Genomic DNA, 20,806 nt, shown 5'->3' on the forward strand with positions numbered 1-20,806 from the left:
CCTAGCGGACACCCGCCTTGCGGAGCGCGCCGACAAACCGGTCGAGGTCGTCGGGGTTGCGGTACGGCGTGAGGTCGCCCGCCAGAACCGAGGGCATTACCGAGCGCACCGCGCCCTGGCCCAACTCGAACTCGGCCTTAGCAGGATCGCCCGCTTCGGCGTAACTTGCGGCCAGGAAATAGCGGTTGGCCAGCCAGCCCGGATTGCTGGCCACGCCCTGCCGGAAGGCGACGATCGCACCCTGATAATCCTCCATCCCGAAACGGGCATGGCCGAGGGCGAACAGATACCAAAACGGCGGTTGCGGATTGCGCCGTAGCGCTTTTTCTACTTCCTCCGCACCGCGCTCGGGCGACCCTGCCCAGGTCAGTATCTTGCCCAGCATGGCATACCCGTCGGCATAATTGGGATTGACGGCAACGGCCTTCTCGGCCGCCGCCAACGCCCGTTCGTAGTCGCGTTGCGCCAAATAGGCCGCGGCCAGCGCACTGTGTGCGGCAGGCAGGTCGTCGTCGAGCGCGACGGCTCGCTGCGCGGCTTCGAACGACTTTCCATCCAGCGGACGGTCGCTCCATTGTTGGGCCAACAAATACGCGTTGGCCGCGCCTTCGTAGGCCCGCGCGAATCCGCTGTCAGCACTCACCGACGCCTGGAACAGGCGAATCGCCTCGTCCGTTGCTGCCCGGTTTTCTTGCCGCAGCGCATGTCGGGCGCGCAGCAACAGGTCGAACGCTTCCGGGTCCGCTGCTTCCTGTCGCTTCAAACGATCGACATCGGCGACGGTGAGGGCGGATCCGACCGCCGACGCCACCAACTGGGCGACCCGGCGACCGGCACCGGCAACGTCGTCCGGCCCGAGATCGAACGAACGCACCAAGAGCGGCGCGGCGGCCCCGTTCTCCATGAGTTGCACCGACAATCGAATACGGTCGCCGCTGCGGACGACCTTGCCAAGCAATGCAAAGCGTACGCCGAGCGCCCGCGCCGCCGCCGGTACGGCATCGGGACTGGAGCCGAACGCCAATGCGGACCGGGGCGAGGCAATGAACAAACTGCGGCTCCGCGACAGCGCGATGGACACTTCCTCGGCCAGCCCAGTGGCAAGATAGTCTTGGGCGCGGTCGGACGATGCATTCGCGAACGGCAGCACCGCGATCGAAGGTTCGCTCGGCAGGGTCATCGGTACCGACAGTGCGCCGCTGTTCGCTGTATCTTGGGTCGGGTCGGCGCCGCTGGCGCTGCCACGCGCTTCGCCTTTGTTTTCGCCCTCCGCGTTGCCACGACCGAACCCCTTCTTCATCGCCCCTTGAATCGACCCCTCGAACGGCGACGACCCCCCGCCGGCACCCGCTTCATCGACGTTCCCCACCATCGGACCCTGCTGGATGAAGAACACGACGGCGACGACGGTCATGATCGCCCCAAGGGCAATTCCGGCGATGCCGCGGCGGCCGAGCCCAACCGAAAGCCGCCGGCCGCCGCCGCCGGAGGCATAGGCGTCGATGTTCTCGACACCGCGAAAGACCCTGGCGTTGTTGCCGCCGACGGCCTGTTTCCCAAGGTCTTCCCACTCAAGATCGACGCGCTCCACGACCTGTTTGTGGGTTGCGGCGGTGACTGCAGTGGCTCCAGGCCCGGCGAAATCCCGCAACGCCTTGGCGACCACGACCGCTTCGCCCTTGATGTCGCGCCCGGTCCCGCCGATCCCGCCGACATGAACGGCACCGCGGAACCACATCCGCTGGGCTTCCTTCTGCTCTTCGTTGTATCCGGCGATTTCTTCGTGGATCGCATTGACGGCGTGAATCGCGGCGACCGGACTTGGGAATTCGGCCAGGAACGTGTCGCGTTCCGCCGAAAATAGCGTTCCCCGGTTCTCGGCCACCGCATCGCGCACGATCTCGAGGAATTTGCGAAGATGAGACAGCGTCGCCTTCTTGTTGGACGCTTGAATAGACGCAAATTCGTCGATGTCGAGCGCAAGGATCGCCGCCAATCGCTGCCGATCAGCCACAGCTACTCCGTCCTATTGCCTGGGGTCATGGTACGGTCCTCTCCCATTGCGACAAGACCGCACGGCGCGCGCCCCATGAATTCTTGTGGATAACTCGCGTGGCCGATGTCCCGACACCGAACACGCGCACGCGGATTCATACGACTTCGTCCCAAACTGGTTCACAGTCCGAGACGAATCGCGCACTTCTGGCCCTTGTTCGTCATATGTAGCAAATGCCGGACCAACCGGCGGTCAACGCAAAACGATTTCGAACGCGCCGCGCCGCGCGCCAGCCTCGATATCGGTCGCGGATGTCAGCACGACGACGAGGCGTTCTTGGTCCACCGCGCTCAGTCGCCTGAACAAAACATCGCGCGGATTCGCCGGATGACCGCGAAGGTACATCTGAGTCACAAACGGATCGCGCGCCGGTGCTGCGACCCTGAAATGGATATGCGGTGCGCGGCCGGGATAGGGCACCGGCACGATCGTGCGAAATCGGTAAAGGCCCTCGCCGTCGGTTTGGGTATGGCCGAAGCCTTGGAAGTACGAATCAGCAGCGCTGCCACCGCGCCGATCACCCGTATGGTGGTAGCGGCCTTGCGCATCGCATTGCCAGATCTCCACCCGCGCCGACTCGATCGCCCGGCCCGCCACATCGCGAACGCGGCCTGTCAGATGAAGTACATCGCCCGCCCCGCGCCTGTCGCGGCCCACCACCTGCAAAAGGTCGTTGTCGGCGTCGAGCGGCAGCGATTCGGGATAGAACGGCCCGGTCGACTGGCGCGGCGTCGGGGCGAGAACCGCCGCCCGGAGCGGCGCGGCAAACGCCACTAGGAGCGCCCCGCCCAGCACACTGCGCCGAGAAACGGCGCCTACAGTCCGCGATTTTTTGCTCATGGAACAGACACGGTAGCGCGACCGATAATCCGTCGCATCACGCCGGCGCTTCGGCGTAGTCCAGACCGGCGGCGCGGATACCGGCGAGCGCGCAGGCCTCGTCGCGGTCCGACCGATCGCCGCTTATACCGACAGCGCCGATAACCCCGCCGTCGCCGCGGCGCACCAGAACGCCCCCGGCCGCCGGCACCACACGGCCTTGTGACATGGCCGCCAGCGCATTGAGAAAGGGCGCGTTGCCCGCCAGCCGTTCGGCCAAGGCGCCGGACGAGGTCCCCATGCCGAGCGCCCCCCAGGCCTTGCCGACGGCAATGTCGGGTCGCAGAATTCCCGAACGGTCCTCCCGTTGGAAGGCGACAAGGTGCCCACCCGGATCGAGCACGGCGACCGTCAACGGCGCGCAGCCGATTTCACGGCCGTGACGCAACGCGCCTTCGATCATGCGATTGGCGAGGTCCAAGGTCAGCGCGGTCATCTCGACACTCCTGTCGTCGGTAGGGGCATGCCCTATAGTGACGCCGGGCAAAGGAAGGGACCAGGATGAATATCCCGTTCGTGCGAGAGCTGGAATTCGAGTACGGCGTGGCGGATCGTCTGTCGCCGCTAGTGCGCCGCGTCGTTGCGAAGAACCCCTCGCCATTCACCTATTACGGCACCGGCACCTACGTGATCGGCAACGGCGAGGTGGCGGTGATCGACCCCGGCCCCGATCTCGCCAGTCATGTCGACGCATTGGAAGACGCGTTAGCGGGCGAGACCCTCACCCACATCCTGGTAACCCATACCCACCGCGATCACTCGCCGGCCGCGCGCCTTCTCCAACACCGACTCGGCGGGCTAATTCACGCCTTCGGTCCCCATGGATCGGGGCGCCCGGAAGCCGCCGGCGCGGTCGAGGAAGGCGCCGACCACGATTTCGCGCCGGACATTAAACTCCGCGACGGCGATACTGTCGGGGGGGCGGATTGGACGCTCGAAGCGGTTCACACCCCCGGCCATTGCTCCAACCATTTGTGCTATCGGCTCGGCGAGGAACGTACGCTCTTTACCGGCGACCACGTCATGGGCTGGTCGACCACCGTTGTCGCCCCGCCCGACGGCGACATGCAGGCCTACATGCACTCGCTCCGCCGCCTCCTAGAAGCGGACGACGCGATCTATTGGCCCACCCATGGCCCCGCGATCCGCAATCCCCGAGCCTTCGTGCACGCCTATATCGCCCACCGGGAAGCGCGCGAGGCGCAAATCCTGGACTGCCTTAGGGCGGGCCAACATACGATCGAACAGATGGTCGAGCGAATGTACGCAGAGGTCGATCCGCGCCTCCACCCCGCCGCGGCGCGCTCGGTCCTCTCGCATTTGATCCATTTGGTCGAAACCGGTCGTGCCGTCAGCACAGGCGTACCGTCGTTGGGCACGACCTACGGCCTATCGGCCTAGCGCTCAGCGACGCCCAGGCCGCCCGTCGGCCGTACGACCGGCAGGCGCTTAGTGCGCCATCAGCACCGGAATGTCGGCATTCTCCAAGACCACACTCGTTGGGCCGCCGATCATCAGGTGCCGCAACCGGCTGTGGGTATAGGCCCCCATCACCATCATGTCGGCGCCGACTTCGGCTGATTTTTCCAACAGCACATGCCCGATGGGCCGACCAGAATCTTCGATCTGTGCGACGTCGGCTTTGATGTTGTGACACGCGAGATAGGTCACCAGATCGTCGACATGCGCGTTGGTCCGGAACGCCTCGGGCACGACCATGACGACCACGCGGTCGGCCTGCCCAAGGAAGTGTAAGCCCGCACCGGCGCCGATCGCCCGGACCGCCTCGATGCTGCCGTTCCAGGCAATACTCAGCGTCTTGCCAAATGCTTTGCTGGCTGTTGGCGGGGTCAATAGGAGCGGCCTACCGGTTTCCAGCAGCGCGATCTCGACCGTCGTGCGCTGCGTGTCCCCTTTGCCGCCCGAGCGCGCAGCCACGATCAAATCGGACAGCCGGCCCCGGGTCGCCAGCAAGTCGTCCTCCCGGCCTACCGCGGTGGCAAAACTCGCGGAAAACCCGGCGCCCGACCGACCTTCGGTAATCGGTGCGTTGGCTTCCTTGGACAAGCGGGCGAACTGTTCGTGGGCGCGTTCGCGCCGCTCCTCGCCCTCTTTTTCGACGGCGGACATGATGTCTTGAATCATGTTGCTGGTCATTCCCTCGGCCATGTATGCAACGCTGTCGCGCGGGTCCAAGGAAACATGGAACGCTTCAACATGGGCGTTGAGGTGGCGACCGACATGGAGCGCGCTCGCGAGCGTTGCCTCGGTGCTTTCGGCGCCGCTCATCGGCGCGAGAATGATTTTTATTGCCACGACCCTGGAACTCCCCGTTTTGTTGTTGTGGCATCATAGCGCGATGCCAACGCCGAACCTAGGCGGCTAACGAAAGACCGCATGGTCCTCATCGACCCCTTCGGGATCTTGATGGATCATCACCTCAGCTTCCGGAAAAGCCTGCCGCAGCTTGTCTTCGACGATGTCGGCGACCCGGTGCGCCTCGATCAGCGAAATCGTCGCAGGCAGTTCGAGATGGAGTTGAATGAACGAATCGCGTCCGGAACTGCGCGTGCGCAGATCGTGCATGTCGAGGACTTCCTTCGGGGAGGTCGCGATCTCCTTGATTTGGCGGCGCATTTCCTCTGGAAACTCCCGGTCCATTAGTTCGTCGTAGGACTTCCGGAAGATCCGCCACGCGCTGTAGAACACGAAAATCGCGATCCCGATGGCAAAGAGCGGGTCCGCGACCGTGACCCCAAAGCTCCCTGAAAGAATCAGGGCCACGATCACCGACGCGTTGAGCGCAAGGTCGGATTTGTAGTGGAGCGAATCGGCGGCGATGGCGAGCGATTGGGTCCGGCGCACGACATGGGTTTGGTAGAGCACGAGCCCGATCGTCGCGACAATGGCATAGATCGACACTGCAATACCGATCTCGCCGTTCTCGACCGCGACGGGCCGCGCCAACCGCTGTGCCGCCTCGAACACCAGGAAGACCGCGGAACCGCTGATAAACGCCGCCTGGCCAAGCCCCGCCAACGCCTCGGCCTTGCCGTGCCCGAAACGGTGCTCGCGGTCGGCCGGCTGCAGGGCGTGGCGCACCGCAAAAAGATTGATCAGCGAGGCCGCTGCATCCAACAGCGAATCGATTAGGGCGCTCAGCATCGCCACCGAATCGGTAACCGCCCACGCGCCCAATTTGGCGACAATCAACGTGCCGGCAACGACAACCGAGGCGTAGGTCGCCCGCCGCATCAACCGCCCGGCATGGGCGGGGTCGACTGCCGGTCTGTTCGGTGCTTCGCTCATCGCCTAGGGATACATGAGTTGGTGGTCCCAGTCGCCAGCCGGGCGACGCGTAAAGGCGACCCGCTCATGGAGCCGGGACGGCAGTTCCCACCACAGCTCGATCATCGCCGGAACCAGCAGAAAACCCGACCAAAACGCAGGACGGGGCACCTCATGGTCGCCAAAACGCTGGGCGGTATCGGCGACCGCCGCTTCAAGCGCGGCACGGGAGTCGAGCGGCGCCGACTGGCGCGAGGCCCAGGCGCCGATCTGACTGCCCCGGTCGCGGCTCGCGAAATAGGCGTCCGCCTCCGCCTCCGCAACCGCCAGGACAGCACCCTCGATCCGCACCTGACGCCGCAGGCTCTTCCAATACAAACATAACGCGGCACGCGGATCGGCCGCGAGATCCCGGCCCTTGGCGCTCTCAAGGTTGGTGTAGAAAACCACGCCGCGCGCATCGATACCTTTCAACAGAACCATTCGGACTTTAGGAGCGCCGCTGGCATCAACCGTCGCCAACGCGGCCGCCGTCGGATTGAAGGTCTCGCTCGCCGCAGCTGCATCCAACCACGCTGCGACAGTGGTAATAGGGTCTTGATCGGTCGGAATATTCACGGCTGCGCCACCCTCAACTCCCCTGGTGTTAGGCCAAGACGCGCCCCCACAACATGTCGTTGCCTCAATCGCCGGATTTGCCGACGGGCCAACGTGAGAGTTTCGCCAGATTGGTGTCGCTTCTATATAATGGTGACGCCTCGACCGGCAAGGGCCGTTCGGTCGAGAGGGGGCAGCGTAACCGTCCGGTTACATTCACAGTTGATGGAGAAATAAAGAGATGTCCCTTTCTAAATTCGCTCTCGCTGCCGCTCTGGGCCTCACCCTCGCGGCGTGCCAGGATACCGGCCAAAAACAAGGGGCCGGCACCATCATTGGCGCCGTCGGCGGTGCCATTGCTGGGGCTCAGTTCGGAAAAGGCGACGGTCAGCTCGCAGCAACGGCAGTCGGCACGCTGTTGGGCGCCTTCGTCGGCAGCGAGGTTGGCAAGTCCCTCGACCGCGCCGACCGCGCGGCCATGGGGCAGGTAACCCAGCAGACCCTCGAAAAAGGACCTGTCGGCGGCACCAATTCGTGGAGCAATCCCGATTCGGGAAATTCGGGTACCATTACCCCAACACGCACCTACACAAAGAACGACGGGCAGCCATGCCGCGAGTTTCAGCAGACTGTCACGATCGGCGGCAAGGTCGAAGAAGCCTATGGCACCGCCTGCCGCCAGGCCGACGGCACCTGGAAGATCGTGACCGGATAGCAACCGTTGCGTGGGCAGTGACCATACCGACAGCGGAACGCTGCCCAACCCACGATTGGCTTAGGCGCCTTCGCGGCGCCTTTGCTGCCATCGTCGTCACCCTGATCCTGGTGACAGGGGCGGTCGCCCCCGCTCGGGCTGACTTCGAGAGCGGCGTGAAGGCCTACGACGCCGGCGATTTCACGACCGCTTACAACGATTGGCTACCGATTGCGGCGGGTGGCGATCCCTTCGCCCAGCGCAATATCGGCCACCTCTACCGCCTCGGCCTCGGTGTGCCGCAGGATTTCAAGGTCGCCTTCAACTGGTATCAACGCGCGGCCGAACAGGGGCTCGTGCGAGCCCAGGCCAACCTCGCCAACATGCTGCTGCGCGGCCAGGGCGTTGATCAAAACCCCGAGGAAGCAGCCGCGTGGTTCCACCGTGCCGCGGCGGCGGGACACGCCATATCTCAGTTCAATATCGGGCAAATGTACCGAAAGGGACTGGCCGTTCCGCAGGACAACGCCAAAGCGTTGGGATGGTTCCAGTTGGCCGCGGACGCCGGCCACGAACGCTCGATCGAACTCGTCGCGATCATGACGGCCGAGGGCATTGTCGCCGCGGGCGACGAAGCGTTGCTCGAGCCGCCCTTCGGCGCGGCGGCGACGGCACAACAGCAACCAAGCGAGCGCACCGATGCGCCGGACCAGGGCGACGAACTGCTCGATGAGGAGGACGACGACGACGACAATCCGTTCGCGTCGATTCTCTCTGAGGACGAAGAAGCCACCACCGAACCGCCCGCGCGCCCAGCAACATCCGATAATGGCGCAACACCGCGCCGAACCGTCGTTCCCGCAACCCGACCCAGCAATTCGCGCGACCAAGCTGGCGACGATACCCTTGGCGGAAGCGACGAAGACACCGATTCCAGCCAGGTCGCGGCTTTGCCGGCAACCGACCCCGCGACCCCAGCCGCGAATGGCGGCGCGATCGTCGGTGGCGAGGTCGATACATCGGGACCGGCCGAGGATACAGCCGGCGGCGAAAACCATACCAACCCTGGCGAAGACGACCTCCTCGGCGACGACGATCCCCTCGGCGACGACGACAGCGCGGGCGACGTAGACGGGGCCGACGAGACACCCGTCCAAAGCGAGACCGACTCCGCACCTGCCGCGCCCGCCCCCCAGGTCGCAGCTCGCACCCCCGAACCGTTGACCCGCCAACCCCGGATATCGGACGAAGCGATGGCGGCCGCCGTCAGCGAGGGGCTCCGCGCCTATCAAGACAAAGACTACACGACGGCCCTGCGCACCTGGCTCCCCCTTGCCCAAGCCGGCAACCGCGACGCGCAGTTCTTCGTCGGCGGCCTCTACATGGACGGCGCCGGCGTCGCTGAGGACCGTGTCCGCGCCCATGCCTGGTGGCGGCTCGCGGCGGACCAGGGTCACACCCGCGCCACGGAATTTCTTGAGTTGATCGTCGCCGTCATGTCCCCCGACCAACTCACCCAGGCCGCCGACCTCGCCGAGGAGTTTCGGGCCGCCATTCGCTAGGGGCGGTTAACCCGCCCTTAACCCTGTTTGCGTTAACCTTTGGACCGGTTGGCAGAATATCGGTCCCCATGAACGACCCCTACAAAACCCTCGGAATTCCGCGCAAAGCGACGCAGGACGCCGTGAAGCAGGCCTATCGCCGGTTGGCGATGGAACTGCACCCCGATCGCAATCCCGAAAACCCGCGGATCGCCGAAAAGTTCAAGGACGTCAGCGCGGCCTACGCCATCGTTGGCGACCCCGACAAACGTGCCCGGTTCGATCGCGGCGACATCGATGCCTGGGGTCGGCGGCGGCCCCGCCGCCCAACGCCGCAAGCCTCGGCGACCGCCGAATCGAGCGATACCCGGAGCAACCGGACATCGACGGGCAATCCTGCGGAAGGCCCCGCGCCCAACGGCACCAAACAGCAACAGACGACCGGCTCGAAGGCCGCACCCAACGCCCAACCCAAGACCGCTTCGGCGGACCCAAACGCCAAGACCGCCCCGCCGCCCGGCCGCGAGAAGAAACCGCGCGCAACGGGCAAACCCGGCTGGCTCGCCGGCGGGATCAAGGCCGAAGATATTTTCGGCCCACTCTTTCCCAGCAAGACCGCGCGCGCCCAACCGAACGCGGCCCCGCCCGTCGACCCGACCCACCGGCTCCGCGTCAGTTTCGTCGAAGCGGCCACCGGTACCGCGAAGCGCCTCACGACCGGCCGCGGTCGCGCCCTGGAGGTCGCCGTGCCGCCAGGCATTCGCGACGGTCAAATCGTTCGCCTCAAAGGTCAGGGCGAAACCGGCCCGCTGGGTCGCCGCGGCGATGCGCTCGTGAAGATCGACGTGACGCCCCACAAACTGTTTCGCGCCGAGGGCGACGACGTTCACCTCGAAGTGCCGATCTCGCTCGAAGAGGCCGTCCTCGGCGCGCGCATTCGCGTCCCCACCGTAACGGGTTCGGTCGACGTGGCCGTGCCGCGCGGTGCCAACTCAGGCGCCCAATTGCGCCTCCGCGGCAAAGGACTGCGTCGCCCCGGCGGCAAGACCTCGGGCGATCAAGTCATCCGCCTTGTAATCACCCTGCCGCAGGGCACCGACCCCGACCTTGAGGCATTCGTCCGGCAACGACAGGGACGCTCGACCTTCGACCCGCGCGAGAACATCGCCGCCGCCTGACGGCGAAATTTGACGCCGAATCCGGTTGGTGTAGGATGCCGTAAATCCCGCCATCGGGCAGTTTTTCGCCCCCGAACACCACGGAGACCTGTGCCAATGAGTGCTCCAGCGAGCCTTATGGAGGGCAAACGCGGATTGATCATGGGCGTCGCCAATGATCGCTCGCTAGCCTGGGGTATTGCACGCAAAGTCGCCGAACACGGCGCCGAGGTTGCGTTCACCTATCAGGGCGACGCCTTGGAAAAACGCGTCCGCCCGCTCGCCGACTCGATCGGCTCCAAAATCGTACTCCCCTGCGACGTCACCGACGACGCCAGTATGGACGCGGTCTTCGACACCCTCGCCAAAACCTGGGGCAAACTAGACTTCCTCGTCCACGCCATTTCGTTTTCCGACAAGAACCAGCTCCGCGGCCGCTACGTCGATACCACGGCCGACAACTTCCGCATGACGATGGACATTTCCTGCTTTTCGCTGACCGCGCTGTCCAAGCGGGTCGAACCGCTAATGACCGACGGCGGTTCCATCGTCACGTTGACCTACTACGGCGCCGAAAAGGTCATGCCGCATTACAACGTCATGGGCGTGGCCAAGGCAGCGCTCGAAGCCAGCGTCCGCTACCTTGCGATGGATCTCGGCAAGAACAGGATCCGGGTCAACGCGATCTCGGCCGGCCCGGTCAAGACGCTGGCGGCCAGCGGCATCGGCGACTTCCGCTACATCCTAAAATGGAACGAATACAATTCGCCGCTCCGCCGGACGACCACCATCGAGGATGTCGGCGGCGCGGCGCTTTACCTCATGAGCGACCTCGGCCAGGGCGTCACCGGCGAAGTCCATCACGTCGATAGCGGCTACCACGTCGTCGGCATGAAGGCCGCCGACGCCCCCGACATATCGGTTGCCCCCGCCGAGAAGGACTGACCGGCCCCCGGGCTGGCCGCGGCCATGTCGCACAACACCTACGGCCATCTTTTTCGCGTCACCACCTGGGGCGAGAGCCACGGTCCGGCGATCGGCGGCGTGGTCGACGGCGTCCCGCCGCTGATCGACCTCGGCGAATCGGACATTCAACCGTGGCTCGACCGGCGCCGCCCGGGCCAAAGTCGTTTCACCACACAACGCAAGGAACCCGACACCGTCGAGATTCTCTCCGGCGTATTCGAGGGCAAAACGACCGGCACGCCGATCTCGCTGCTGATCCGCAATCAGGATGCGCGCTCCAAGGACTATGGGGAGATCAAGGACACCTACCGTCCCGGCCATGCCGACTACACCTACGACGCCAAGTACGGGATCCGCGACTACCGCGGCGGTGGCCGCCAGTCCGCCCGCGAAACTGCGGTGCGCGTGGCGGCCGGCGCCATCGCCCGCAAGATTCTCGGCGGCACCGTCGGGGTGCGCGGCGCCCTCATACAAGTCGGCAACGACAAAATCGACCGCGCCAACTGGGACTGGGCGGCGGTCGATGCCAACCCGTTCTTCGCCCCCGATGCGCGGGCCGCGGAACGCTGGACCGCTCTATTGGATAAAGTGCGTAAGGACGGCTCGTCCGTCGGTGCCGTGATCGAAGTCGTGGCCAGCGGCGTACCGGCTGGCTGGGGCGCGCCGCTCTACGGCAAGCTCGACGCCGACTTGGCGGCCGCGATGATGAGTATCAACGCCGTCAAAGGGGTCGAGATCGGCGCGGGCTTCGGCGCCGCCGCCCTCACCGGCGCCGAGAACGCCGATGAAATGCGCATGGACGGAAAACGCATCGTGTTCCAATCCAACCACGCGGGCGGCATCCTGGGCGGCATATCGACCGGACAGGACATTGTCGTGCGCTTTGCCGTCAAACCGACGTCGTCCATTCTGCGACCCCGCGCGACGGTCACCCGAACCGGCGAAAACACCGAGATCGTCACCAAGGGCCGCCACGATCCGTGCGTCGGCATCCGTGCCGTACCGGTCGGCGAAGCGATGATGGCCTGCGTCCTGGCCGACCACCTCCTGCGCCACCGCGCGCAAGCCGGCACGCCTTAGCGGGCTACAAGAGCTTGGAAGGTTACAAACAACAGACAAAAAACATGCCTTGGGCGAGCATGGGCCGGACGACACCGGTTAGCCGTGCCGGGTTGAGTTTGGTTGCTGTTGGAACATCGTCGTTCGATGCGCCAATTCGAGAACCAGGCGACCCCCCGATCCAATTCAGCAACGAAGACTCAAATTTTGAACAGTACCTCGCCGAAATTGTAGGGACCGCGATTCAAGTCGGGGAGGGAAAGCTAGCAACCTGCGCTCATGTCATCGAAGCCGTTGCGGAAAAAAAACGCCAAGGCTACTTGTTGACAAGGTCACGGACTGAAAATGATTACGAATGCACCTCTTGGCCTTTCAGAAACACCCTCCGGTACGTTGACCCAAGAAACGGAAAAGCAAACGTCTCCGTAGATCTGGCGATAATACTGGCATTTTATCCGGGTATTCCGCCTCGCTACGATGTACCGATCGCGCGCTGGGGCGATTCAACAAAGCTTGGTGTTGGAGATCCGATTGTTATCGGCGGCTACCCCTACGGTACTGACTTGTTCCGAAGCACTCAGACGAACAGGGGGATTATTCAACCAACATTCTACCCTGGTATAGTGAGTGCAATCCTACCTGCCACCGGTCCCACCGAGACGCGTTTGCTACAAATCAGCGCTTTAGCCGCTGGTGGTATCAGTGGGGGAGCAGTACTCGATCCGATTTCGGGGAAGGTGCTTGGTATGGTGACGTCTGGCTTGGAGGAAAACGGCGCGATGCAGCCCGTCACCTACGCCATCCCCAGCGAAGTCATCGCTCCATTCTCAAGCAACATCAATTTTGAAGCTGCAGGACGCCGGATAGGAAAAGAGGCACCGCTTGGTGTGAATGGTCGCCCAGCAAAAGAAAAGTAACTTAGTAGCTACATCGCAACCGCGAGCTTTGATCGCAATTTCAGAACGGACTTGAAAAACGCCGGCCGGAGGATTCCGATGACCCAACCCGACCATGTCCATGCGCTCGACCTCAACGAACCCGCGCGCACCGACCTCGACGAAGACCTGCAGAAATATTACGCGCTGTGCGACGACAAGATCGGGTTCATCCCCAACGTGCTGCGCGCCTATTCGTGGAATCAGAAAAAACTGCGCTGGTTCACGCGCTTCTACAACGAGATCATGCTGGGCGAATCCGGCCTGTCGCTGCTCGAGCGCGAGATGATCGCCGTCGTCGTGTCCTCGGCTAACCGCTGCCTCTACTGCCAGGTCGCCCACGGGGCCGCCGTGCGCGACTACGCGAAAGACCCGGTGCTGGGCGAGTTTATGGTGATGAACTACCGCAACGCCGTCCTGACGCCGCGTCACCGCGCCATGCTCGACTTTGCCTACAAGCTGACCACGGAATCGCACACCGTCGTCGAACACGACCGCCAAACGTTACGCGACGCCGGTTTCGCCGACGCCGATATCTGGGACATCTGCGACGTCGTCGGCCTGTTCAATATGACCAACCGGGTTGCCGCGGGCGTCGACATGATGCCCAACCCCGAATACCACGCCACCGCGCGCTAGCGCGCAACGTCTGAACACTCGGTAGCGCGCAATCTTTAAACGCGCGTAAGCGCGCAACATCAAAACCCGCGTTAGCGGCTGAACAGCGCCACGACTTCGACGTGCTGGGACCACACGAACTGATCGATCGGCACCGCCCGGCGCAACGTAAAGCCGCCGTCGGCCAACAGACGCGCGTCGCGCGCAAAGGTCGCCGGATTGCACGACACCGCGACCACGGTCTTGACCTTGCTCTGCGCCAGCGCCGCGGCTTGTGCGGCCGCACCGGCGCGCGGCGGATCGAACACCACCGCATCGAACCCATCGAGTTCCGCGCCCTGGAGCGGCCGGCGAAACAGATCGCGCACCTCCGCCCGTAGCGCAATCGAGAGACCCCGCCCAGCCGCCGCGCCCGCCGCTGCACGCAACGCGGCGATCGCGGACGCATCGGAATCGACCGCCGCCACCGCACCGCGCTGCGCCAATGCAAGCGCCAGCGTCCCGCAGCCGCAAAACAAGTCCGCGACACGCCGTGCCCGGCCGACCATCTCCACGACCAGGCTCTGCAACACCGCTTCGCCGGGCACACTCGGTTGCAAGAACGCCGCCGCCGGCAGAGCCACCGCGACGCCCGCGACCGTGACGACCGGTGCGCCGCGCTGAATCACGGTTTCGGCGGGCCCGCCCTGCCCGGCCCGCCAAGACAAGCGCACGACGCCCGCGGCCTCAGCGAACGCCCCTAGGGCTTCGCGCATGGCCAGCGTCGGTTCGCGTTTCTGTTCCACGGTGATGTCGAGCCCGTTGTCGCAATGTGTCACGTCGAGCCTGCCCGCGGTGTCGAGATGCGTCGCGAGCCCACGCAAATCGCCCAGCCGGGCGACGATATCGGGATGCAACGCCGGACACATCGCCATCGGTACAATCCGGTGCGCGCCGCGTTCGCGAAAACCCAGGTCGACCCCGCCCGGGCGCGCCCGCCAGGCCAACGTCGCGCGCCGCCGCGTCCCCGACCCGACCGCGACGACGGGCTCGACCGGCGGCTCGGTGAACCCGCGTTGCGACAACGGCGCGGCGACTTGTTCGTGGCGCCATGCTTGATAGGTCGATGAATCAAAGTGCTGGGCGACACAGCCACCACACTCGCCAAAGTGTCGACACACGGGCGGTATTCGCCGTGACGATTCCGCGACCACCTCGACCAAGTTGAGCCCGGAGGGCCCCGACGCGCGGACCCGCACTCGGTCACCGCTCACCGTCCACGGTAGATGATGCGTCTGCCCCTCGACCCGCACTACGCCGTCGCCGGCATGTCCGATCGCCACAACCTCGGTCTCGAACGCGTCAGTCACGGCGCGCCGCAATCAAGAACTCTTTGTTGCCGGCCGGTCCGGTGACCGGGCTCTCGGTCACGCCAAGAACCGTCCAGCCGCAGTCGCGCGCGAGCCAGTCGCGAATCGTATCGCAGACCTCCACGTGGACCGCAGGGTCGCGCACGACGCCGCCCTTGCCGACCCTCTCCCTGCCTGCCTCGAACTGCGGTTTAATCAATGCCACAAGCCGTGCACCTGGTGCCGCCAGCGCGAGCGCTGCGGGCAGAACGGTGCGCAAGCCGATGAAGCTCGCATCGCACACGATCACATCGACTTGCTCCGGTATTTGCTGCGGACCCAGGTTCCGGGCATTGGTCCGTTCCAGCACCACGACCCGCGCGTCGTTACGCAGCGCCCAGGCGAGTTGTCCATGGCCCACATCGACCGCGTATACCCGTGCCGCGCCATGGTGCAGCAGAACATCGGTAAACCCGCCGGTCGAGGCACCGACATCCAAAGCAAGCGTACCACTCACGTCCAGCGCAAACGCCTCCAGTGCGTGGGCGAGCTTCAAACCACCCCGCGATACCCATGGATGATCGTTGCCGCGCACCTCGACCTCGGCGTCACATGGAATCGCCGTCCCCGGCTTATCGACGCGGTGACCGGCGACGAACACCGCCCCCGCCATCACCAGCGCGCGCGCGCGGTCGCGACTCGGCGCGAGGGCGCGCGCCACCAACAGCACATCCAATCGTTGTCTCGAAGCCGTCATCGGTCTGACACACCGTTCACCTTGACCCAGCATACTGGGTCGTTATGTTCTTACCAGCGTCGCCCCTAATCCCTGTATCAGGTCGAGCGTGGTGGGCGACCGGCGCGCGAGCATCAAGCTCGCACGGTGCGCCGCTCGAAATTTGATGCCTGATCACAGCAACCGCGAGGGAGGCGGTTTGTATGTCTATGAGCGCCGACAACCAAGAGCCCAATCCGAAATCCAAGAAGATCGATTTCGCCGAGGTCAACGAAGGAAAGTCCGACTTCGACACGATATACAACGCCCCCGATCCGCGCGGCTATTGCCGCACATTGAGCAAGCTCGACTACCGCATCCCAGCGGAAGCCAAACCGATTTTCCGCTCACTGATCCATGCGCTCAAAGCCGACGGCCACGATCCCGTGCGCCTCGTCGACATCGGTTGTTCCTACGGCATCAATGCCGCTTTGCTGAAATACGGAATGAACCTCGGTGCGTTCTTCGATCGCTATACCGAGGCCGGCGATCGCGCTGCCCCGGCGAGCGATATGCTCCGCCGTGAGTCGGCCTTTTTCGACAACCGCTCCGATGACGGGAATGTTGAAATCGTCGGCATCGACGTTGCCGAACGCGCGCTCGACTTCGCTGGCACCGTTGGATTGCTCGACGAAACAATCAGCCACAACCTCGAAGACACACCGCTCGACGAGGGCGACCGCGATTTGATCGCCGGCGCCCACCTGGTCATATCCACCGGATGCGTCGGCTATGTCACCGAAAAGACATTCCGCCGCGTGATAGATGCCGCCGCGCGCGGAGGACCGGCGCCATACGTTGCCTCCTTCGTGTTGCGTATGTTCCCCTATACGCCAATCGCCAACGCCCTCGCTGGCTACGGCCTGGTGACCGAGAAACTGCAAGACATCACCTTTCGCCAGCGCCGCTTCGAGAACGCCGACGAACGTGACCACGTGCTCGATCAGCTTCGCGCGCGCGGCATCGCGTCCGACTTAGAAGAAGACGGCTACTACCATGCCGAATTTTTTCTGAGTCGCCCCGCGGCCGAAGCCAAGAAGCGCCCGCTTGGGTATCTGATATGATGTAGCTCCCTGCCCCGGCCTATCGGGGCGCAAGACGACCCGATCGATGCAATACTTTGCCTTCGCCTTTCTCCTGTCCCTGTTCACCGCGGGCTTCGGAATGCTTTCGACACCGGCGGCCGCGCAAAGCGTCCCCATGGGCGCCGCGCTCGACTGGTGGAAGCTCGAACCTGAAATGGTCGTCTTTCTCTGCCTGCCCGAACGCAAACCTGCATGGTGCGCGGATGCTGCCGCTGGGATTCGCCCGCCGGAACCGCTACCTCCGCCCCCACCGCCCGAGCCTAGGGGACGACGCAGCCGCAGCGACCCGCCACCACCACCGCCCCCGCCGCCTAAAAGCGTCGACGACGAAAGTTGGCAGCGCCTCCTGGGCGACCTGGAGCGCCGCAGACCGCTACCCGAAGACATCGTCACCCTGGAGCGCCGGGGGTTCGAGGACCGAGACGCCGCCGCCCTCGAAATTCTGGGCCTGACCTACGCCACCGGCCGGGGCCGCCCGGCGGATCTTGCCCTGGCCTACCAGTATTACGGTCTGGCGGCGATTAAGGGCGCCGCCGATGCCCGCGCCAAGCTAGACGATCTATGGCGCGGCCTCGGCCCCGACCATCAGCAATACATCCGCTTTCGCTTCGAGCGCGCGTTCCCCCGCCCCTAGGCGGCCATTTGGTTCAGGAGTGCCGCGCGACGACGAAGCGCGCAACCTCGCGCAGTTTTTCGGCGTCGGCACCGAAGTCCTGGAGGTGTGCGATCGCCTGATCGGCCAACATCTTTGCCTGTTGACGCGCCCGCTCGACGCCCAGGATCGAGACGAATGTCGCTTTACCGCGGGCCGCGTCCTTGCCGACCCGCTTGCCGAGCGTCGCGGCGTCGCCTTCGACATCCAACAAATCGTCCTTGATCTGAAACGCGAGCCCAAGATCGTGGGCATAGCCGTGTAGCGCCAGCCGCTGCGCCTCGGTCGCCCGCCCGAGGATTGCCCCCGCCTCGCACGAAAAGGCGAGCAGGGCGCCGGTTTTCATCGCCTGCAGCCGGGTAATTTGCGGCATGTCGAACGCAGTATGTTCGGCCAGCACGTCGATCATTTGACCGCCCGCCATCCCGTGCCCGCCCGCCGCCTTGGCCAGCGCAAAGACCAGCTCGGCGCGAACCTCGGCCAGCTCGTGCGTCCCCTGCGCCGCCAAAATCTCGAACGCCGTGGTCAGCAGCGTGTCGCCGGTCAGGACCGCCGTAGCCTCGTCGAATTTCCGGTGGGTGGCTGGGTGGCCGCGGCGCATATCGTCGTCGTCCATACACGGGAGGTCGTCGTGGACCAGCGAATAGGCGTGGACCATCTCCACAGCGGCGGCGACCCGCATAGAACAATCCCGCCGCACCAGGAACATGTCGGCGCTCGCCACCACCAGGAACGGTCGTAACCGCTTGCCGCCCAGCAACAGCGCATAGCGCATCGCCTCGAACAGGCGCGCCTCCGGCCCATCCGGGCTTTCGACGAAGGCGCCGAGCATGTCGTCGATTTCGGCTGTAAACGCGTCCAGCGCCGCGGAAAGGTTCATGCGGGCCGCTTAGGCGATATCGGCGGGTTCGCTCGCCACGCCCCCGTCGGGGCCGGGCACGATCTTGTCAATCCGCTCTTGGGCGAGCCGCAGTTTTTCCTCGCAGTGGCGCCGCAAATGGGTGCCGCGCGTATAGATATCGATCGATTCTTCGAGCGACACCGCGCCCTCCTCCAGTTGGGACACGATCTCCTCAAGCGCCGCCAGCGCCTCTTCAAACGACAATTTGGCAATGTCGCCCGGAATTTTCTCGGCCTTCGCCGTCTCGCTCATACGCCCTCCGCTACGCGATCATAGGAAGCGCACGGGGCGCGGGCAAGGAAGCCCGGCGCTACGCCTCCATCAACGCCGCCACGTGCGCCGCCGCACTCGACGCCAGGGCCTGCAAGTCGTAGCCGCCTTCTAGGCAGGACACGACGCGGCCCTGCGCGTGGTCGTCTGCCACCGCCATCAACTCGCGCGTCGCCCAGGCGAAATCGTCCTCGACTAGGTTCAAATTGGCCAACGGGTCGCGGGCATGGGCATCGAAGCCTGCCGAAATGAACACGATCTCGGGCGCGAACCGGCGCAGCACCGGCAGCACGGTGTCGGTCATGGCCGCGCGGAATGCATCGCCGTCGGCGCCGGGTTCGAGCGGGGCGTTGACGATATTGCCGACACCCCGTTCGCTCGCCCGCCCGCTGCCGGGGTAAAGGGGCATTTGGTGGGTCGAGGCATAGAAGAAGTCCCGGTTCTCCCAGGCGAAGACCTGCGTCCCATTGCCATGATGGACATCGAAATCGACCACCGCGACGCGCGCCAACCCATGGACCGCGCGGGCTTGCATCGCCCCGATGGCCACGCTGTTGAACAAACAAAATCCCATGGCGCGGCTCGGCTCGGCATGGTGACCCGGCGGCCGTACCGCGCAAAAGGCATTGGTCGCCGCACCGCTCACCACTGCGTCCACCGCCGCGCATAGCGCGCCTGCGGCATGGAACGCGGCATCGCCGCTTTGCGGGGATACCACCGTGTCGCCGTCGATATGCGCAAGCCCCTTGCCTGGAATGGACGCCAACACGCCGTCGACCTGCGCTGGCGGATGCACCCGTTCGATCTGATCGCGGGTCGCTGCCGGCGCCTCGATCCGCGTCAACGCGGCAAAGGCCGGTGCCTCCAGCGCCTTGAGCACGGCGCGCAAGCGATCCGGTCGCTCGGGATGGTGCGGCCCGGTATCGTGGGCGAGAAAGACGTCATGGGTCACAAGGTGCGTCACGCCGTTTCCTCCATCGCCGCATCGACGCGACGGTCCATCACCCGGCGCCACAACGGCGGCACGAAGGCCAGGAGAAACATCGCGGCGTAGCCTGCCGGCATTTGTGGCGCCGCAGCCTCGTGGCGCAGGATCTGATAGCGGCGGCCGGCATGGTTGTGATGATCGGTGTGGCGCCCCAGATTGAACAGGGCGCGGTTGGTGAGCCGCCGGTTAGTGTTCCACGAATGACGCGAATCGGCGAGCTCGAAAGTGCCGGGCCCAAGCTCCCGGCGGCGCAAGCCGTAGTGCTCGATGTAATTGATGACCTCCAGCTGAAAAATCGCGATCGCGCTTTGCGCGCCAAAATAGGCGAACCCCCACCAACCCCAGAGCGCGATGGCGGACGCAGCGAACCCACCGCTCAATACGGCATCCTGGATCATTCGGTTGGTCGGATGCAGCACACGACGGCCCTTGCGCGCCAGCCGCGCGGCCTCGATCCGCCAAGCCGACCGCCAACTGCCCGCGGTGGTCCGCAGCAAGAATCGATACAGCCCCTGGCCGCGTGGCGCGCTGGCCGGATCGTGTGGAGTCGCGACATGGACATGGTGGCCCTGGACGTGTTCGACGCAGAAATGCGCGTAGCCCACACTCGCCATCAGAATCCGGGCCACGGTTCGCTCGGCGCGGCGCTGGTGCATCAACTCGTGCGCCGCGACAATGCCGAACGCACCGGCCGAAATCCCCACGGCCAAAGTCGCACCGACGATCTCGACGACGGTCGCCCCTGGCGCGAAGACGACATATCCCCCCGCAAGGAGAACGACGAGTTGAAGCGGCAACGCGCTCATGGTCAGCACCCGGTACGCGCGGCGCGACGACAGGGCGCCTTCATCGCCGGGCGAAGGGTTCTTAGCGTCGCCCGGCACCAGCGCGTCCATGACCGGAAACAGCACATAGCTTTGCACGAACGCGAGCCACGTCCACCACCCGCCCAGGGCGAGGCCCACCAGCGCGGCGCCGGGGATCACGTAAGCCAGGGTATAACGCAGCATGATCGGC

General features: G+C 64.8%; 22 protein-coding genes. 10 read left to right on the plus strand and 12 right to left on the minus strand.

What is annotated here, in order from left to right; translation table 11 throughout:
- Position 1: 1 nt before the first annotated feature.
- The 3 genes from RID42_00425 to RID42_00435 all read right to left on the minus strand — a co-directional run bounded on the left by RID42_00425 (position 2) and on the right by RID42_00435 (position 3,371).
- Positions 2 to 2,014: a tetratricopeptide repeat protein gene (locus tag RID42_00425; protein ID MEQ8246121.1), complete on the minus strand. Its 2,013-nt coding sequence runs from the start codon at positions 2,012 to 2,014 to the stop codon at positions 2 to 4.
- A 234-nt stretch (positions 2,015 to 2,248) separates the two neighbouring features.
- Positions 2,249 to 2,896, minus strand: a complete 648-nt coding sequence (locus RID42_00430) for a protocatechuate 3,4-dioxygenase (GenBank protein ID MEQ8246122.1) — start codon at positions 2,894 to 2,896, stop codon at positions 2,249 to 2,251.
- Between the two features lie 37 nt (positions 2,897 to 2,933).
- Positions 2,934 to 3,371 (minus strand): heme-binding protein, encoded by a 438-nt coding sequence (locus RID42_00435; GenBank protein ID MEQ8246123.1) that lies wholly within the window; start codon positions 3,369 to 3,371, stop codon positions 2,934 to 2,936.
- Between the two features lie 65 nt (positions 3,372 to 3,436).
- Here RID42_00435 and RID42_00440 point away from each other — a divergent pair, with 65 nt between their 5' ends.
- Complete coding sequence (locus tag RID42_00440) at positions 3,437 to 4,336, plus strand: MBL fold metallo-hydrolase (protein ID MEQ8246124.1); 900 nt, start codon at positions 3,437 to 3,439, stop codon at positions 4,334 to 4,336.
- Positions 4,337 to 4,384: 48 nt separating this feature from the next.
- Here the strand turns inward: RID42_00440 and RID42_00445 are convergent, their stop codons facing one another.
- The 3 genes from RID42_00445 to pdxH form a co-directional block, all read right to left on the minus strand.
- On the minus strand, positions 4,385 to 5,251 hold the full coding sequence (locus RID42_00445) for a universal stress protein (GenBank protein MEQ8246125.1): 867 nt from the start codon (positions 5,249 to 5,251) through the stop codon (positions 4,385 to 4,387).
- Positions 5,252 to 5,317: 66 nt separating this feature from the next.
- Complete coding sequence (locus RID42_00450) at positions 5,318 to 6,244, minus strand: cation diffusion facilitator family transporter (protein MEQ8246126.1); 927 nt, start codon at positions 6,242 to 6,244, stop codon at positions 5,318 to 5,320.
- A 3-nt stretch (positions 6,245 to 6,247) separates the two neighbouring features.
- Positions 6,248 to 6,841, minus strand: coding sequence for a pyridoxamine 5'-phosphate oxidase (pdxH, locus tag RID42_00455; GenBank protein MEQ8246127.1), 594 nt, complete (start codon positions 6,839 to 6,841; stop codon positions 6,248 to 6,250).
- A gap of 220 nt (positions 6,842 to 7,061) precedes the next feature.
- Here pdxH and RID42_00460 point away from each other — a divergent pair, with 220 nt between their 5' ends.
- From RID42_00460 to RID42_00490, 7 genes are all read left to right on the plus strand, one after another.
- The gene (locus RID42_00460) at positions 7,062 to 7,535 is read left to right on the plus strand and encodes an RT0821/Lpp0805 family surface protein (protein MEQ8246128.1); all 474 of its coding nucleotides are present in this window, start codon (positions 7,062 to 7,064) and stop codon (positions 7,533 to 7,535) included.
- A gap of 17 nt (positions 7,536 to 7,552) precedes the next feature.
- Positions 7,553 to 9,076 (plus strand): hypothetical protein, encoded by a 1,524-nt coding sequence (locus tag RID42_00465; protein MEQ8246129.1) that lies wholly within the window; start codon positions 7,553 to 7,555, stop codon positions 9,074 to 9,076.
- Between the two features lie 68 nt (positions 9,077 to 9,144).
- Positions 9,145 to 10,233 carry a DnaJ C-terminal domain-containing protein gene (locus RID42_00470; GenBank protein MEQ8246130.1) on the plus strand — a complete coding sequence of 363 codons (1,089 nt, stop codon included), beginning with the start codon at positions 9,145 to 9,147 and terminating at the stop codon, positions 10,231 to 10,233.
- A gap of 96 nt (positions 10,234 to 10,329) precedes the next feature.
- A complete protein-coding gene (fabI, locus tag RID42_00475) occupies positions 10,330 to 11,157 on the plus strand; it encodes an enoyl-ACP reductase FabI (protein ID MEQ8246131.1) in 828 nt (275 codons plus the stop codon).
- 24 nt (positions 11,158 to 11,181) lie between these two features.
- Complete coding sequence (gene aroC / locus RID42_00480) at positions 11,182 to 12,258, plus strand: chorismate synthase (GenBank protein MEQ8246132.1); 1,077 nt, start codon at positions 11,182 to 11,184, stop codon at positions 12,256 to 12,258.
- A 14-nt stretch (positions 12,259 to 12,272) separates the two neighbouring features.
- Positions 12,273 to 13,154 carry a serine protease gene (locus tag RID42_00485; GenBank protein MEQ8246133.1) on the plus strand — a complete coding sequence of 294 codons (882 nt, stop codon included), beginning with the start codon at positions 12,273 to 12,275 and terminating at the stop codon, positions 13,152 to 13,154.
- Between the two features lie 78 nt (positions 13,155 to 13,232).
- Complete coding sequence (locus tag RID42_00490; protein MEQ8246134.1) at positions 13,233 to 13,811, plus strand: peroxidase-related enzyme; 579 nt, start codon at positions 13,233 to 13,235, stop codon at positions 13,809 to 13,811.
- 71 nt (positions 13,812 to 13,882) lie between these two features.
- On the opposite strand, the gene RID42_00495 is transcribed toward RID42_00490, so the two are convergent.
- Positions 13,883 to 15,139, minus strand: coding sequence for a methyltransferase (locus tag RID42_00495; protein MEQ8246135.1), 1,257 nt, complete (start codon positions 15,137 to 15,139; stop codon positions 13,883 to 13,885).
- The gene (locus RID42_00500; GenBank protein ID MEQ8246136.1) at positions 15,132 to 15,875 is read right to left on the minus strand and encodes a TlyA family RNA methyltransferase; all 744 of its coding nucleotides are present in this window, start codon (positions 15,873 to 15,875) and stop codon (positions 15,132 to 15,134) included. The genes RID42_00495 and RID42_00500 overlap by 8 nt, the downstream gene beginning before the upstream one ends.
- Positions 15,876 to 16,057: 182 nt before the next feature.
- Here RID42_00500 and RID42_00505 point away from each other — a divergent pair, with 182 nt between their 5' ends.
- The gene (locus RID42_00505) at positions 16,058 to 16,957 is read left to right on the plus strand and encodes a class I SAM-dependent methyltransferase (protein ID MEQ8246137.1); all 900 of its coding nucleotides are present in this window, start codon (positions 16,058 to 16,060) and stop codon (positions 16,955 to 16,957) included.
- Between the two features lie 46 nt (positions 16,958 to 17,003).
- Positions 17,004 to 17,612 (plus strand): hypothetical protein, encoded by a 609-nt coding sequence (locus RID42_00510; protein MEQ8246138.1) that lies wholly within the window; start codon positions 17,004 to 17,006, stop codon positions 17,610 to 17,612.
- A gap of 13 nt (positions 17,613 to 17,625) precedes the next feature.
- On the opposite strand, the gene RID42_00515 is transcribed toward RID42_00510, so the two are convergent.
- The 4 genes from RID42_00515 to RID42_00530 are packed head-to-tail and all read right to left on the minus strand — an operon-like array spanning position 17,626 to position 20,799.
- Positions 17,626 to 18,510, minus strand: coding sequence for a polyprenyl synthetase family protein (locus tag RID42_00515; GenBank protein MEQ8246139.1), 885 nt, complete (start codon positions 18,508 to 18,510; stop codon positions 17,626 to 17,628).
- A 9-nt stretch (positions 18,511 to 18,519) separates the two neighbouring features.
- On the minus strand, positions 18,520 to 18,783 hold the full coding sequence (locus tag RID42_00520; GenBank protein ID MEQ8246140.1) for an exodeoxyribonuclease VII small subunit: 264 nt from the start codon (positions 18,781 to 18,783) through the stop codon (positions 18,520 to 18,522).
- Between the two features lie 58 nt (positions 18,784 to 18,841).
- The gene (locus RID42_00525) at positions 18,842 to 19,765 is read right to left on the minus strand and encodes a histone deacetylase family protein (protein ID MEQ8246141.1); all 924 of its coding nucleotides are present in this window, start codon (positions 19,763 to 19,765) and stop codon (positions 18,842 to 18,844) included.
- The gene (locus tag RID42_00530) at positions 19,762 to 20,799 is read right to left on the minus strand and encodes an alkane 1-monooxygenase (GenBank protein MEQ8246142.1); all 1,038 of its coding nucleotides are present in this window, start codon (positions 20,797 to 20,799) and stop codon (positions 19,762 to 19,764) included. Before RID42_00530 ends, RID42_00525 begins: the two co-directional genes overlap by 4 nt.
- Between the last annotated feature and the right edge of the window lie 7 nt (positions 20,800 to 20,806).

This window comes from Alphaproteobacteria bacterium (assembly GCA_040216735.1).
Taxonomy (GTDB): domain Bacteria; phylum Pseudomonadota; class Alphaproteobacteria; order SHVP01; family SHVP01; genus CALJDF01.